Origin of the sequence: Nocardiopsis valliformis DSM 45023, from assembly GCF_000340985.1 — a bacterium.
Lineage (GTDB): Bacteria > Actinomycetota > Actinomycetes > Streptosporangiales > Streptosporangiaceae > Nocardiopsis > Nocardiopsis exhalans.
This window is the reverse complement of sequence record NZ_ANAZ01000001.1, coordinates 37,060-50,740: the sequence shown is the minus strand read 5'-3', so window position 1 is coordinate 50,740 and position 13,681 is coordinate 37,060. Positions and strand designations below refer to the sequence as shown.

The window sequence follows — 13,681 nt, the reverse complement described above, 5'->3', positions numbered from 1 at the left end:
ACGCACTGACATGGCCACCAAGCAGATCAAGGGAGTTCTGGGCGAAAAGCTCGGCATGACCCAGGTCTTCGACGACGCGGGCAAGATGGTGCCCGTGACCGTCCTGAAGGCCGGTCCGTGCGTCGTGAGCCGCATCCGGACTCCGGACACCGATGGCTACTCCGCCATCCAGCTCGGCTACGGGCAGATCAACCCGCGCAAGGTGAACAAGCCCCTGGGCGACTACCTTCGCGCGAACGACCTGACCCCGCGCCGGCACTACGTCGAGGTGCGCACCACCGACGCCTCCGAGTACACGCTCGGCCAGGAGGTCGACGCCGCCGCGTTCGAGATCGGCCAGAAGGTCGATGTCACGGGCAAGAGCAAGGGCAAGGGTTTCGCCGGTGTGATGAAGCGCCACGGTTTCCGTGGTCTCTCCGCCTCGCACGGCACCCAGCGTAAGCACCGCTCGCCCGGTTCCATCGGCGGCTGCGCCACACCCGGCCGCGTTTTCAAGGGCATGCGGATGGCCGGGCGCATGGGCAACGTGCGCAAGACCGTCCAGAACCTGACCGTTCACTCTGTGGACGCGGAGAAGGGCCTCATCCTGGTCAAGGGTGCTGTCCCCGGTCCCAACGGCGGTCTGGTGCTCGTCCGCACCGCTGTGAAGGGGGACAAGTAAGTCATGGCCCAGATCGAGGTCAAGAACCCCGAGGGCGGCTCCAAGGGCAGCGTTGAGCTCCCCGAGTCCGTCTTCGCCCAGCAGGTCAGCATTCCGCTGATCCACCAGGTCGTGAACGGCCAGCTGGCCGCCGGCCGGCAGGGCACGCACGCCACCAAGACCCGCGGCGAGGTTCGCGGCGGTGGCAAGAAGCCCTACCGCCAGAAGGGAACCGGTCGCGCCCGTCAGGGCTCGATCCGCGCCCCGCAGTACACCGGCGGTGGCACCGTTCACGGTCCCCAGCCGCGTGACTACAGCCAGCGGACCCCCAAGAAGATGAAGGCCGCCGCCCTGCGCGGTGCCCTCTCCGACCGGGCGAACCACGGCCGCATCCACGTCATCAGCACGTTCATCGCTGAGGACGCGGAGAGCAAGTTCACGCAGACCGCTCTGAAGTCGCTGCGTCAGGTCACCGAGTCCGACAAGGTTCTCGTCGTCCTGGCCCGCGAGGACGAGCACAACCGGCGCGCCCTGCGCAACCTCGAAGAGGTCCACATCCTCGACGCGGACCAGGTGAACACCTACGACGTCCTGTACTCGGACGACGTGGTCTTCACCGAGGCGGGCTACGCCGAGTTCCTGGCCCACGCGGCCGGTACCTCGAAGGCCGCTGAGTCCGAGGAGGACGACCAGTGAGGATCGCCGACCACCGGGACATCATCGTCGAGCCGGTGATCTCCGAGAAGAGCTACGGGCTCATGGACGAGAACAAGTACACGTTCATCGTTCGCCCGGACGCCAACAAGACCCAGATCAAGATCGCGATCGAGAAGATCTTCGAGGTGAAGGTCACGAGCGTGAACACGATCAACCGGAAGGGTAAGCGCAAGCGCACCCGTTTCGGTTTCGGGAAGCGTCCCGACACCAAGCGCGCGATCGTCAGCGTGGCCGAGGGCCAGCGGATCGACATCTTCGGTGTCTAGGACCTTTCCGAGGTCTGACCGCTACATGTCAAGCAACACGTAAAGGAATGCGCGAAGAAGATGGGCATTCGTAAGTACAAGCCGACGACGCCGGGTCGTCGCGGCTCCAGCGTGAGCGACTTCGTCGAGATCACGCGCTCGGAGCCGGAGAAGTCCCTGGTCCGTCCGCTTCACTCCAAGGGCGGTCGTAACGGCCACGGCCGGATCACCGCTCGTCACCAGGGTGGTGGCCACAAGCGCGCCTACCGCGTGATCGACTTCCGTCGTCACGACAAGGACGGCGTTCCGGCCAAGGTCGCTCACATCGAGTACGACCCCAACCGCACCGCTCGCATTGCTCTGCTGCACTACGTGGACGGTGAGAAGCGCTACATTCTGGCGCCCGCCGGCCTCAAGCAGGGCGACAAGATCGAGAACGGCCCCCAGTCCGACATCAAGCCGGGCAACTGCCTCCCGCTGCGCAACATCCCCACGGGTACGTTCGTGCACGCGGTCGAGCTGAAGCCCGGTGGCGGTGCCAAGCTGGGTCGTTCCGCGGGGTCGCAGATCCAGCTCCTCGCCAAGGAAGGCCGTTACGCCACGCTGCGTATGCCCTCCGGCGAGATGCGCATGGTCGAGATCTCGTGCCGCGCCACGGTTGGTCAGGTCGGCAATGCCGAGCAGTCCAACATCAACTGGGGCAAGGCCGGCCGCTCGCGGTGGAAGGGCAAGCGCCCGACCGTCCGTGGTGTGGTCATGAACCCGGTCGACCACCCGCACGGTGGTGGTGAGGGCAAGACCTCCGGTGGTCGTCACCCGGTCAGCCCCTGGGGCAAGAAGGAAGGCCGGACCCGGGCCAAGAACAAGGCCAGCGACAAGCTGATCGTGCGGCGTCGGCGTAGCGGTAAGAAGAAGCGGTAAGGAGCACGTCTGATGCCACGTAGCCTTAAGAAGGGTCCCTTCGTCGACGACCACCTCATCAAGAAGGTGGAAGTTCAGAACGAGAAGGGGACCAAGAACGTCATCAAGACGTGGTCCCGGCGATCCATGATTGTCCCGGAGATGATCGGTCACACGATCGCCGTCCACGACGGCCGCAAGCACGTTCCGGTGTTCGTGTCGGAGTCGATGGTCGGCCACAAGCTCGGTGAGTTCGCTCCCACGCGTACTTTCCGTAGCCACGTCAAGGACGACCGCCGCAGCCGCCGCTAGCGGTTGCAGCAGTTGTAAGAACCATTTTCTCCACGGTGAGTGGGGAAGGAATTTCCGTGAGCGAGGGAAAAGCGATGGGAACGAGGGCACAGGCGCGGTTCGTCCGCGTTACGCCCCGAAAGGCTCGCCGGGTGGCGGACCTTATTCGCGGGTTGCCCGCTGACGAGGCACAGGCGGTGCTCCGGTTCGCGCCCCAGTCGGCGAGCGAGCCCGTTGGCAAGGTGCTGGCTAGCGCCATCGCCAACGCTGAGCACAACGACAAGCTGGACCGTGAGTCCCTGGTGGTCGAGCGCGTGTGGGTGGACGAGGGTCCGACCCTGAAGCGCATTCGCCCCCGAGGCTTCGGCCGGGCTTTCCGAGTCACGAAGCGCACGAGCCACATCACTGTGGTCGTCGCTGAGAACTCGGGCGCCTCGTCCAAGACGAAGGAAAGGACCCGATAGTGGGGCAGAAGGTAAACCCGCACGGGTTCCGCCTCGGCATCACCACCGACTTCAAGAGCCGTTGGTACGCCGACAAGTCCTACAAGGACTACGTCAAGGAAGACGTCGCGATCCGTCGGATGCTGACCCGTGGCATGGAGCGCGCGGGCATCTCCAAGGTCGAGATCGAGCGTACCCGTGACCGTGTTCGCGTGGACGTCTACACCGCCCGGCCGGGCATTGTCATCGGCCGCCGCGGCGTTGAGGCTGACCGGATCCGTACGGACCTGGAAAAGCTCACCGGCAAGCAGGTGCAGCTGAACGTCTTCGAGGTCAAGAACCCCGAGATCGACGCGCAGCTTGTCGCCCAGGGCGTCGCTGAGCAGCTGAGCAGCCGCGTGGCTTTCCGCCGCGCGATGCGCAAGGCCATGCAGAGCGCCATGAAGAGTGGCGCCAAGGGTATTCGTATCCAGTGTGGTGGTCGTCTGGGTGGGGCTGAGATGTCCCGCTCGGAGTTCTACCGCGAGGGTCGTGTCCCGCTGCACACGCTGCGTGCCGACATCGACTACGGCTTCTTCGAGGCTCGTACGACGTTCGGTCGCATCGGCGTCAAGGTGTGGATCTACAAGGGCGACGCCCCTGTGACCCGCGCCGAGCGCGAGGCCGCTCAGGCCGCCGCGCGCACCGCCGGTGGCGGTCAGCGTCGTGAGCGTCCGCAGCGCCGCCGTCGTGGCGGTGCCGCTGGCGCCCCGAACACCGACGCCAAGGCTGGTGCTTCGGCCGAGGCCCCGAAGACCGAGGGGAGCTAACCGATGCTTATTCCTCGTAAGGTGAAGTACCGGAAGCAGCACCACCCGGACCTTCGCGGCAAGGCCCAGCGCGGTACCACGGTCGCCTTCGGCGAGTTCGGTATCCAGGCGCTGGAGTCGGCCTACGTGACGAACCGTCAGATCGAGTCCGCTCGTATCGCCATGACGCGTCACATCAAGCGTGGCGGCAAGGTGTGGATCAACATCTTCCCGGACCGTCCGCTGACGAAGAAGCCTGCCGAGGTCCGCATGGGCTCCGGTAAGGGTTCGCCCGAGTGGTGGGTCGCTCCGGTCAAGCCGGGTCGTGTGATGTTCGAGCTGTCGGGCGTGCCCGAGGCCATCGCGAAGGAAGCGATGCGCCGTGCGATGCACAAGCTCCCGATGAAGTGCAAGTTTGTTAAGCGGGAGGGGGAGTGATGGCGAAGTCCGTGACTGCCCATGAGCTGCGCGACCAGTCCGTCGAGGACCTGGTCACCAAGCTCAAGGAAGCCAAGGAAGAGCTCTTCAACCTCCGCTTCCAGGCCGCTACCGGCCAGCTCGACAACCACAGCCGTCTTCGTACCGTCAAGCGCGAGATCGCGCGGATCTACACGGTGCTGCGCGAGCACGAGCTGGGCATCGTCCAGCTGTCTGGTGAGTCGGCTGAGGAGACGAAGGAAGCAGCCGAATGAGTGAGAACCAGACTGACACGCGCAACTACCGCAAGGTGCGCGAGGGCTACGTCGTCAGCGACAAGATGGACAAGACCGTCGTTGTCGAGGTTGAGGACCGCGTCAAGCACGCCCTGTACGGAAAGGTCATCCGTCGGACGACCAAGTACAAGGCGCATGACGAGGCGAACTCCGCTGGCGTCGGCGACCGGGTCCGCATGATGGAGACCCGGCCGCTCTCCGCGACGAAGCGTTGGCGCGTCGTGGAGATCCTGGAGAAGGCTAAGTAACCCCAGCCTGTTGGCGGCCGGCACGAGTTGTCGGCCGCCGACGCGAGGGGTGAGACCACCTAGCCGTGCGGCAGTGGACCGCACGCATCACATCAGGAGCAGACGTGATTCAGCAGGAGTCGCGACTCAAGGTCGCTGACAACACGGGTGCCAAGGAGATCCTTACCATCCGTGTTCTCGGTGGCTCGGGTCGGCGCTACGCCGGTATTGGTGACACCATCGTCGCCACGGTGAAGGACGCCCTGCCTGGCGCTGGAGTCAAGAAGGGCGACGTCGTCAAGGCCGTTGTCGTGCGCACCGTCAAGGAGCGCCGCCGGCCCGACGGCTCCTACATCCGCTTCGATGAGAACGCTGCCGTGCTCATCAAGGACGGTGGGGACCCGCGAGGCACCCGCATCTTCGGCCCGGTCGGCCGTGAGCTGCGTGACAAGAAGTACATGCGCATTATTTCGCTGGCGCCGGAGGTGCTCTAAGCGATGAAGATCAAATCTGGCGACGAGGTCATCGTTCTCGCCGGCAAGGACAAGGGTGCCACCGGCAAGGTCGTCAAGGCCCTGCCCAAGGAAGACCGTGTCATCGTCGAGGGCGTCAACCTGGTCAAGAAGCACAGGAAGGCCAACCCGGCCGGCGGCCAGCAGGGCGAGGTCGTCACCAAGGAGGCCCCCCTCCACGTGAGCAATGTTGCGCTCGCGGAGGACGGCAAGGCCACCCGGGTCGGCTACCGCTTCGAGGAAGACGGAACCAAGGTTCGCGTCTCCCGTCGCACCGGTAAGGACATCTGATGACGGTTACGAACGACATCACCGCCCCTCCGATGCCGCGACTCAAGGAGAAGTACCGCAACGAGATCGCTGCGGGCCTCAAGGACGAGTTCGACATCGCCAACGTCATGCAGATCCCCGGTCTCACGAAGATCGTGGTCAACATGGGCGTGGGCGAGGCGGCTCGTGACGCGAAGCTGATCCAGGGTGCTATCGCCGACATCACGGCGATCACCGGTCAGAAGCCCAAGGTCAACCGGGCCAAGAACTCCATCGCGCAGTTCAAGCTGCGCGAGGGTCAGCCGATCGGCGTCACTGTGACGCTGCGCGGCGACCGCATGTGGGAGTTCCTTGACCGGCTGCTCTCGCTGGCCCTGCCTCGGATCCGGGACTTCCGTGGTCTTTCCCCGAAGCAGTTCGACGGGAACGGCAACTACACGTTCGGTCTGACCGAGCAGGTCATGTTCCACGAGGTTGACCCGGACAAGGTCGACCGCCAGCGTGGGATGGACATCACGGTTGTCACGACGGCGACCACCAACGAACAGGGCCGCAGTCTGCTCAAGCGGCTCGGTTTCCCGTTCAAGGAAGCCTGAGGGGTTACCACAGATGGCTAAGAAGTCCCTGATCGCGAAGTCGCAGCGGAAGCCGAAGTTCGGCGTTCGTGCGTATACTCGATGCTCCAGGTGCGGCCGCCCCCGCGCCGTCTTCCGGAAGTTCGGCCTGTGCCGTATCTGCTTCCGCGAGATGGCTCACAAGGGTGAGCTGCCCGGTATCACCAAGTCGAGCTGGTAGTTTCCGGTGGGGCCGACCATGCGCGCTAGCGCGGTCGGCCCCCCGAAGCGCCATCCGTTTGGTTGCTTATAGCGGTGCCCGTGACCGCTCCATAGCGGTCCGCGGGTCAGCAACATCCATTCATCAGGGCACGGCAGTCCCGCGAGGGACCGCGGTGCCCACGACCACGCCGTAGGTCCTGTTTGTGCACTCCCCGGGGGCGACCCCGCAGGGAGGCAGGCTCTGGGAAAGCCCGCACTCGGAAACCGCGGTGAGGAAGGGCCAGTCGGCCATGACGATGACCGACCCGATCGCAGACATGCTGACACGTCTGCGTAACGCGAATTCGGCATACCACGACACCGTGACGATGCCGTATTCCAAGATCAAGGCGCACATCGCCGAGATCCTCCAGCAGGAGGGCTTTATTCAGGGCTGGCGTGCCGAGGAGGCCCCTGTGGGCCAGAGCCTCGTCCTCGACCTGAAGTACGGCCCCACCCGTGAGCGTTCCATCGCGGGTATCCGCCGGGTCTCCAAGCCCGGCCTCCGCGTGTACGCGAAGAAGGAGAACCTTCCGCGTGTGCTGGGTGGCCTCGGTGTGGCGATCATTTCGACGTCCGGTGGCCTGATGACTGACAAGCAGGCCAAGAAGCGTGGCGTGGGCGGCGAAGTCCTCGCTTACGTCTGGTAACTAGGGAGAGACTGAAGCATGTCGCGAATCGGTCGACTGCCGCTCTCGGTCCCCAAGGGCGTCGAAGTCACGATTAACGGGCAAGACGTCACTGTCAAGGGGCCGAAGGGCGAACTGAAGCACACGATCACCGAGCCGATCACCGCCTCTTTCGAGGACGGGGTCGTCACGGTGGCGCGTCCCGATGACAAGCCGGAGAACCGGTCGCTGCACGGTCTGACCCGTGCGCTGATCGCCAACCTCGTCGAGGGTGTCTCCAAGGGTTACGCGAAGACGCTGGAAATCCACGGTGTGGGTTACCGCGTCCAGGCCCGCGGCTCCAACCTGGAGTTCTCGCTGGGCTTCAGCCACCCCGTGGTCATCGAGCCCCCCGAGGGCATCACCTTCCGCGTGGAGAAGCCGACGATCCTCCACGTCGAGGGCATCGACAAGCAGCTGGTGGGCCAGGTCGCCGCGAACATCCGTAGTCTGCGCAAGCCTGACCCGTACAAGGCCAAGGGCGTGCGGTACAAGGGTGAGCACATCCGCCGCAAGGCCGGAAAGGCTGGTAAGTAGGCATGGGCATCACCGTGAGCCGTAAGCGCACCGCCAAGGCCACCACCTCGCGCAAGCGCCGGCAGTTCCGGGTCCGCAAGAAGGTCGTGGGCACGAGCGAGCGTCCGCGTCTGGCCGTGTTCCGCTCCTCCAAGCACATCGTCGCGCAGGTGATCGACGACACCAAGGGTCACACCCTGGTCGCCGCCTCCAGCGTGGAGACCGACGTGCGTGGCGCCGACGGCACCAAGTCCGACAAGTCCGTCAAGGTCGGTGAGCTCGTCGCGCAGCGCGCGAAGGACGCCGGTATCACCCAGGTCGTCTTCGACCGCGGTGGTAACCGCTACGCCGGTCGTATCGCCAAGCTCGCCGACGCGGCGCGCGAGGGTGGGCTGGAGTTCTAGTTCCATGACCTCTGTAAAGGCCAAGAGCAACCACGAGAAGAGGAATCACTGATGGCTGCAGCACCGCGGCGCGGCGCCGGTGGCGAACGGCGTGATCGCCGTGACGATCGCCGCGGCGGCGCCGCAGACAAGGGTGTCTCCTACATCGAGAAGGTCGTGACCATCAACCGGGTCGCGAAGGTCGTCAAGGGCGGCCGTCGCTTCTCCTTCACCGCGCTCGTCGTCGTCGGTGACGGCAACGGCATGGTGGGTGTCGGTTACGGCAAGGCCAAGGAAGTTCCGGCCGCGATCGCCAAGGGCGTCGAGGCCGCCAAGCGGAACTTCTTCCGCGTCCCGCGGATCCAGGGCACCATCGTGCACCGGGTCCAGGGCGAGGAAGCCGCTGGCGTCGTCCTGCTCCGTCCGGCCGCCCCGGGTACCGGTGTTATCGCCGGTGGCCCCGTGCGCGCCGTCCTGGAGTGCGCCGGTATCCACGACATCCTGAGCAAGTCGCTCGGTTCGTCCAACCCGCTGAACATCGTGCACGCCACGGTGGCGGCGCTCAAGGGTCTCAACCAGCCCGAGGAGATCGCGGCCCGCCGTGGTCTGCCGATCGAGGATGTGGCCCCGGCTGCCATGCTGCGCGCTCGCTCTGAGGCGAAGGCAGGAGCCTGATCATGGCCAAGATCAAGATCACGCAGACCCGCTCCAAGATCGGTGGCAAGGTGAAGCAGCACGCTGCTCTCCAGTCGCTCGGTCTGGGCCGGATCGGTAAGTCCACTGTCCGCGAGGACCGCCCTGAGGTTCGCGGGCAGATCACGATCGTCTCGCACCTCGTTTCTGTCGAGGAGGTCGCAGAATGAGCGACTACAACCCCGACGAGCTGCTCAAGCTGCACCACCTGCGTCCCGCCCCGGGTAGCAACAAGGCCAAGATCCGCAAGGGTCGCGGCGAGGCTTCCAAGGGTAAGACCGCTGGTCGCGGTACCAAGGGCACCAAGGCTCGTAACACTGTTCGTCCCGGTTTCGAGGGTGGGCAGATGCCCCTCATCCGCCGGATCCCGAAGCTCAAGGGCTTCAGCAACGCCCGGTTCAAGACGACCTACCAGGTCGTCAACCTGGACAAGCTGAGCGAGCTCTACCCCGAGGGTGGCGAGGTCACCGTCGAGGGCCTGGTCGCCAAGGGTGCGGTTCGCAAGAACCAGCTCGTCAAGGTGCTGGGTACGGGTGAGATCACCGTCGCCGTGCAGGTGAGCGTTAACGCGTTCTCCGGTGCTGCGAAGGAGAAGATCACCGCCGCCGGTGGCACTGTCACCGAGCTGTAGGGGTTTCCCTACGATGCGTATTGGGGGCGCCCGCCCGGCAGGTCCGATAAGGTCCTGCTGGCGGGCGCCCTCACGCATTGTGCGGGTTGTTGTGAGTGTTGATCGTTATGCCTCACGAACCCTTCCGTCAGGTGATGGCTGTTACAGTGCCATCTGTTTGAGCTCCCCGCTTGACGTAATGTGAGTACTTCCGAGCACCGGGCGACAGGCCCGGTGCTGACGTTCTACGACGATTCAGGATCGGCCGCGATGTCTGGAACCCGTTCCGCCGCCGAAGCCGCGCAGGAGGAGACGTGCTAGGTGCGTTCGTTCGTGCATTCCGCACGCCCGACCTGCGCAATAAGCTGCTGTTCACACTGTTCATCCTGACGCTCTTCCGGCTGGGTTCGGTGATTCCCGCTCCGGGCATCGACTCCGCGGCGATCAGGGAGCAGATGGATTTCATCACCGCGCAGGACCAGTCCGGTGTCTACGCGTTGGTGAACCTGTTCAGCGGCGGCGCGCTGCTGCAACTTGCGGTGTTCGCGCTCGGGGTCATGCCGTACATCACCGCGAGCATCATCATCAACCTGCTCACGGTGGTGATCCCGCGTCTGGAGGCCCTCAAGAAGGAGGGCCAAGCCGGACAGAGCAAGATCACCCAGTACACCCGCTATCTGACCCTCATGCTCGCCGTGCTCCAGGCCACCTCCATCGTGGCCATGGCCCGCACCGGCGCCCTCTTCCAGAACTCCATCCCCTCGACCGTCTACATGCCCAACCAGGACATCCTCACCATGGTGACGATCGTCTTCGTGATGACCGCGGGTACCGCGATCATCATGTGGATGGGTGAGCTGATCACCGAGCGCGGTGTCGGCAACGGTATGTCGCTGCTGATCTTCACACAGGTCATCGCGATGTTCCCGGCCTCGATCATGGGCTTGTACGAGGAGCGGTCGGTCTGGATCTTCACCATCATCTGCATCGCCGGCCTGGCCCTGATCACCGCCGTGGTGTTCATGGAGCAGGCCCAGCGCCGTATCCCGGTGCAGTACGCGAAGCGCATGGTGGGTCGCCGCATGTACGGCGGCAGCTCGACCTACATTCCGCTGAAGGTCAACCAGGCGGGCATCATCCCCGTGATCTTCGCCTCCTCCCTGCTGTACCTTCCGCAGCTCGTCGTCGGTCTGCTCGGGCAGGACTCCACCCATCCGGTGGCCCAGTTCTTCCAGACCTACTTCCTCACGGGGACCCACCCCATCTACATGGCGACGTTCTTCGTCATGATCGTCGGATTCGCGTTCTTCTATGTGGCCATTACGTTCAACCCCACTGAAGTCGCCGACAACATGAAGAAGTACGGTGGGTTCATCCCGGGTATCCGACCAGGGCGTCCGACCGCCGAGTACTTGGACTACGTCCTCACTCGTCTGACGACCCCCGGCTCTCTGTACCTGGGTGTGATCGCTCTCCTGCCGATGGTCGCTCTCGGTGCCACCGGCGCCAGCATGAACTTCCCGTTCGGCGGGACGAGCATCCTGATCATGGTGGGTGTCGGGCTGGACACGGTGAAGCAGATCGAGAGTCACCTCCAGCAGAGGAACTACGAAGGTTTTCTGCGATAAATGCGTGCAGTATTGGTGGGGCCGCCTGGGGCCGGTAAAGGCACCCAGGCCCAGATCCTCGCGGAAGAGCTGTCGATCCCGAAGGTGTCCACTGGCGACATCTTCCGGGCCAACGTCAGCGGTGGTACCGAACTCGGCAAGAAGGCCAAGGAGTTCATGGACCGTGGTGACCTCGTCCCCGACGAGGTCACGAACGCCATGGTCAAGGACCGGCTGGCCCAGGACGACGCGGCGGGTGGTTTCCTGCTGGACGGGTTCCCCCGCAACGTCCCCCAGGCCGAGACCCTCAAGGGCATGCTCGCCGACCTCGGCTCCCACCTGGACGTCGTCCTGGAGCTGAGGGTCGACGAGGAGGAGGTCGTCAAGCGTCTCTCCGGCCGTCGCTCCTGCCCTGAGTGCGGCCGTGTGTACCACGTCGAGTACGACGCCCCCCGTGAGGCGGGCAAGTGCGACAACGAGGGTGCCGAGCTGTACCAGCGCGAGGACGACCGCGAGGAGACCATCCGGCACCGCCTGAAGGTCTACCGCGACCAGACGGCTCCGCTGGTCGAGTTCTACTCCGGTGAGGGCCTGCTGGCCACCATCGCCGCCACGGGTGCCGTGGCGGAGGTGACGGCCCGCGCGAAGGCCGCCATCGAGGAGAAGCGGTCGGCGGTCTGATGTTTCGAAAGGCGGATCCGGGCGTGCAGATCAAGACGCCGGAACAGATCGCCAAGATGAGGGCGGCGGGCCAGGTCGTGGCCCGCGCCCTGGACACCCTCCGGGCCGCGGTGCGGCCCGGGGTGTCCACCCTCGAGCTTGACTCGGTCGCGGAGAAGGTCATCCGGGACGCCGGGGCGGTCCCCTCCTTCAAGGGCTACCACGGCTTCCCCGGTTCGATTTGCGCCTCGGTGAACGAGGAGGTCGTGCACGGGATCCCTACTTCCGAGCGCGTTCTGGCCGAGGGCGACATCATCTCTGTCGACTGCGGTGCCATTCTCGACGGCTGGCACGGCGACTCCGCGGTGACCATCGCGGTCGGCCAGGGCCGGCCCGAGGACCTCGCGATGATGGAGACGTGCGAGGAGTCCATGTGGCAGGGGATCGCCCAGATGCGCCCGGGCAAGCGCCTGGGTGACATCGGGTACGCGATCGGCGGCCACATCTCGGCCAACGGCGGCTACGGCAACGTGCGCGAGTACGGCGGCCACGGCATCGGCACCGAGATGCACATGGACCCGCACGTGCTGAACTACGGCAAGAAGGGTCGCGGCATGCGGCTGGTCGAGGGCATGTGCCTGGCGATCGAGCCCATGACCACGATCGGCAAGCACGACGTCGAGGAGCTCGACGACGGCTGGACCGTCGTGACCCGTGACGGCGGGCGTGCCGCCCACTTCGAGCACACCGTGGCGATCACCGCGGACGGCCCGATGGTTCTGACCGCACGTGAGTCGAACCGCGATAAAATCACACAGATGGGGCTCGTCCAGCCGACCTGGTGACGGAGGTCCCCGTCCCCGGCCTCAGCCGGGAATCCGCTGAAGCAGTGGGGGTGGCGACCACTCACAGGTGTAGAGGCGAGGTACGCAGTGTCCGACTCGGCGCCGTCCATGCGTTCGACCGATTCCGAGCGGGACCGTGTCGCGCAGCTGCTCCAGGAGCACTTTGCCCAGGGCCGCCTGGACCACGAGGAGTTCACCGAACGCCTCAGTCAGGTCTACAAGGCCAAGACGGTGGACGAACTGGCGAAGGTCACCACCGACCTGCCCGAGCGGGACCTGGCCGACGTCGGCCGGATCGCGGTCCCCGACAGCGCGGTTCCGCCCCTGCGGTTGCGCGACCCGGCCCTGATGGTGCCGTGGGTGCTCTACGGGGGCGTGAACGCCCTGTGTTTCTCCATCTGGCTGATCCTCTACTTCACCACCGGGGCGGCCTACCCGTGGTTCCTGTGGGTGCTCGGTCCGTGGGGGATCCTGATGTCGGTCGTCACCTTCGGGGTGCTCGCCGCCCATCGCGGCCAGGGCGAGGACTAGTCGAGGACCAGGGCAGAGGCGCCCGGTGGTTCCGCGGGTCCGCGGCGTGCGGACTGGAGAACAACGGGACTTTTCGACCAGTTTGTCCTACTGGACAGACGGTGTAGAGTTCTCTGCCCTTCGGTTAGGAGTACTTGTCCGAAGGGGATAGACTGTCATTGCCCATACGCGGGCTGTTGGGTCAGTCTGCCTTCTTTGTGCCACGTCCTTCAAGAGACGTACGCTCTTCTCGCAGTTGGCCCGAGCTTCCAGTGTGTTTCGGCTTTGGCGATCCGGTTTCACCGGGGTCGTCCGAGTCTTCGTGTCATGCGAGACCACTGGGGTCGCGTCGGGTTGTCATGATCAACCAATTGATGAGCGAGGCGTGGAGGACATGGCGAAGAAAGACGGCGCCATCGAGATCGAGGGTTCCGTTGTCGAGTCGCTACCCAACGCTATGTTCAAGGTAGAACTCGACAACAAGCACACGGTCCTTGCCCACATCAGCGGCAAGATGCGGATGAACTACATCCGTATTCTCCCCGACGACCGCGTCGTCGTGGAGCTGAGCCCGTACGACCTCACGCGCGGGCGCATCGTTTACCGCTACAAGTAGCCCGTCAGGGGC

At 64.9% G+C, this 13,681-nt stretch carries 25 protein-coding genes; all 25 read left to right on the top strand.

Annotated elements, in window-relative coordinates; translation table 11 throughout:
• Window positions 1-10 precede the first annotated feature (10 nt).
• The 25 genes from rplC to infA all read left to right on the top strand — a co-directional run bounded on the left by rplC (window position 11) and on the right by infA (window position 13,669).
• The gene (gene rplC, locus D457_RS0100285; RefSeq protein ID WP_017543007.1) at window positions 11-661 is read left to right on the top strand and encodes a 50S ribosomal protein L3; all 651 of its coding nucleotides are present in this window, start codon (window positions 11-13) and stop codon (window positions 659-661) included.
• A gap of 3 nt (window positions 662-664) precedes the next feature.
• Window positions 665-1,336 carry a 50S ribosomal protein L4 gene (gene rplD, locus D457_RS0100280; RefSeq protein ID WP_017578643.1) on the top strand — a complete coding sequence of 224 codons (672 nt, stop codon included), beginning with the start codon at window positions 665-667 and terminating at the stop codon, window positions 1,334-1,336.
• Complete coding sequence (gene rplW / locus D457_RS0100275; protein ID WP_017578642.1) at window positions 1,333-1,623, top strand: 50S ribosomal protein L23; 291 nt, start codon at window positions 1,333-1,335, stop codon at window positions 1,621-1,623. Before rplD ends, rplW begins: the two co-directional genes overlap by 4 nt.
• Window positions 1,624-1,683: 60 nt before the next feature.
• Window positions 1,684-2,523 carry a 50S ribosomal protein L2 gene (gene rplB / locus D457_RS0100270; RefSeq protein WP_017543004.1) on the top strand — a complete coding sequence of 280 codons (840 nt, stop codon included), beginning with the start codon at window positions 1,684-1,686 and terminating at the stop codon, window positions 2,521-2,523.
• Window positions 2,524-2,535: 12 nt separating this feature from the next.
• On the top strand, window positions 2,536-2,814 hold the full coding sequence (gene rpsS / locus D457_RS0100265; protein ID WP_017543003.1) for a 30S ribosomal protein S19: 279 nt from the start codon (window positions 2,536-2,538) through the stop codon (window positions 2,812-2,814).
• Between the two features lie 74 nt (window positions 2,815-2,888).
• Window positions 2,889-3,257, top strand: coding sequence for a 50S ribosomal protein L22 (rplV, locus tag D457_RS0100260; protein ID WP_017578640.1), 369 nt, complete (start codon window positions 2,889-2,891; stop codon window positions 3,255-3,257).
• Window positions 3,257-4,045: a 30S ribosomal protein S3 gene (rpsC, locus tag D457_RS0100255; protein WP_017578639.1), complete on the top strand. Its 789-nt coding sequence runs from the start codon at window positions 3,257-3,259 to the stop codon at window positions 4,043-4,045. Before rplV ends, rpsC begins: the two co-directional genes overlap by 1 nt.
• A 3-nt stretch (window positions 4,046-4,048) precedes the next feature.
• Window positions 4,049-4,462: a 50S ribosomal protein L16 gene (rplP, locus tag D457_RS0100250; protein ID WP_017578638.1), complete on the top strand. Its 414-nt coding sequence runs from the start codon at window positions 4,049-4,051 to the stop codon at window positions 4,460-4,462.
• The gene (rpmC, locus tag D457_RS0100245; protein WP_017578637.1) at window positions 4,462-4,716 is read left to right on the top strand and encodes a 50S ribosomal protein L29; all 255 of its coding nucleotides are present in this window, start codon (window positions 4,462-4,464) and stop codon (window positions 4,714-4,716) included. Before rplP ends, rpmC begins: the two co-directional genes overlap by 1 nt.
• Window positions 4,713-4,985 carry a 30S ribosomal protein S17 gene (gene rpsQ, locus D457_RS0100240; protein ID WP_017578636.1) on the top strand — a complete coding sequence of 91 codons (273 nt, stop codon included), beginning with the start codon at window positions 4,713-4,715 and terminating at the stop codon, window positions 4,983-4,985. Before rpmC ends, rpsQ begins: the two co-directional genes overlap by 4 nt.
• A 104-nt stretch (window positions 4,986-5,089) precedes the next feature.
• On the top strand, window positions 5,090-5,458 hold the full coding sequence (rplN, locus tag D457_RS0100235) for a 50S ribosomal protein L14 (protein ID WP_013156121.1): 369 nt from the start codon (window positions 5,090-5,092) through the stop codon (window positions 5,456-5,458).
• 3 nt (window positions 5,459-5,461) lie between these two features.
• Entirely contained in the window at window positions 5,462-5,767 is a 306-nt protein-coding gene (gene rplX, locus D457_RS0100230; protein ID WP_017578635.1) for a 50S ribosomal protein L24, read from the top strand.
• Complete coding sequence (rplE, locus tag D457_RS0100225) at window positions 5,767-6,342, top strand: 50S ribosomal protein L5 (protein ID WP_017578634.1); 576 nt, start codon at window positions 5,767-5,769, stop codon at window positions 6,340-6,342. Before rplX ends, rplE begins: the two co-directional genes overlap by 1 nt.
• Before the next feature lie 13 nt (window positions 6,343-6,355).
• Window positions 6,356-6,541: a type Z 30S ribosomal protein S14 gene (locus D457_RS31640; RefSeq protein WP_017588433.1), complete on the top strand. Its 186-nt coding sequence runs from the start codon at window positions 6,356-6,358 to the stop codon at window positions 6,539-6,541.
• Window positions 6,542-6,812: 271 nt separating this feature from the next.
• Complete coding sequence (gene rpsH, locus D457_RS0100220) at window positions 6,813-7,211, top strand: 30S ribosomal protein S8 (RefSeq protein WP_026116173.1); 399 nt, start codon at window positions 6,813-6,815, stop codon at window positions 7,209-7,211.
• 18 nt (window positions 7,212-7,229) lie between these two features.
• The gene (gene rplF, locus D457_RS0100215) at window positions 7,230-7,766 is read left to right on the top strand and encodes a 50S ribosomal protein L6 (protein ID WP_017578632.1); all 537 of its coding nucleotides are present in this window, start codon (window positions 7,230-7,232) and stop codon (window positions 7,764-7,766) included.
• Window positions 7,767-7,768: 2 nt separating this feature from the next.
• Window positions 7,769-8,149, top strand: coding sequence for a 50S ribosomal protein L18 (rplR, locus tag D457_RS0100210; protein ID WP_017578631.1), 381 nt, complete (start codon window positions 7,769-7,771; stop codon window positions 8,147-8,149).
• 51 nt (window positions 8,150-8,200) lie between these two features.
• The gene (rpsE, locus tag D457_RS0100205; RefSeq protein WP_017578630.1) at window positions 8,201-8,803 is read left to right on the top strand and encodes a 30S ribosomal protein S5; all 603 of its coding nucleotides are present in this window, start codon (window positions 8,201-8,203) and stop codon (window positions 8,801-8,803) included.
• Window positions 8,804-8,805: 2 nt separating this feature from the next.
• Complete coding sequence (rpmD, locus tag D457_RS0100200; protein ID WP_017578629.1) at window positions 8,806-8,991, top strand: 50S ribosomal protein L30; 186 nt, start codon at window positions 8,806-8,808, stop codon at window positions 8,989-8,991.
• Window positions 8,988-9,452, top strand: a complete 465-nt coding sequence (gene rplO / locus D457_RS0100195) for a 50S ribosomal protein L15 (protein WP_017578628.1) — start codon at window positions 8,988-8,990, stop codon at window positions 9,450-9,452. Before rpmD ends, rplO begins: the two co-directional genes overlap by 4 nt.
• Before the next feature lie 293 nt (window positions 9,453-9,745).
• Window positions 9,746-11,059 (top strand): preprotein translocase subunit SecY, encoded by a 1,314-nt coding sequence (gene secY, locus D457_RS0100190; RefSeq protein WP_017578627.1) that lies wholly within the window; start codon window positions 9,746-9,748, stop codon window positions 11,057-11,059.
• The gene (locus D457_RS0100185; RefSeq protein ID WP_193374407.1) at window positions 11,060-11,719 is read left to right on the top strand and encodes an adenylate kinase; all 660 of its coding nucleotides are present in this window, start codon (window positions 11,060-11,062) and stop codon (window positions 11,717-11,719) included.
• Window positions 11,719-12,543 carry a type I methionyl aminopeptidase gene (gene map, locus D457_RS0100180; protein ID WP_017578625.1) on the top strand — a complete coding sequence of 275 codons (825 nt, stop codon included), beginning with the start codon at window positions 11,719-11,721 and terminating at the stop codon, window positions 12,541-12,543. Before D457_RS0100185 ends, map begins: the two co-directional genes overlap by 1 nt.
• An 87-nt stretch (window positions 12,544-12,630) precedes the next feature.
• The gene (locus D457_RS0100175) at window positions 12,631-13,074 is read left to right on the top strand and encodes a DUF1707 SHOCT-like domain-containing protein (RefSeq protein WP_017578624.1); all 444 of its coding nucleotides are present in this window, start codon (window positions 12,631-12,633) and stop codon (window positions 13,072-13,074) included.
• 373 nt (window positions 13,075-13,447) lie between these two features.
• A complete protein-coding gene (infA, locus tag D457_RS0100170) occupies window positions 13,448-13,669 on the top strand; it encodes a translation initiation factor IF-1 (protein ID WP_017578623.1) in 222 nt (73 codons plus the stop codon).
• The last annotated feature ends 12 nt before the right edge of the window (window positions 13,670-13,681 follow it).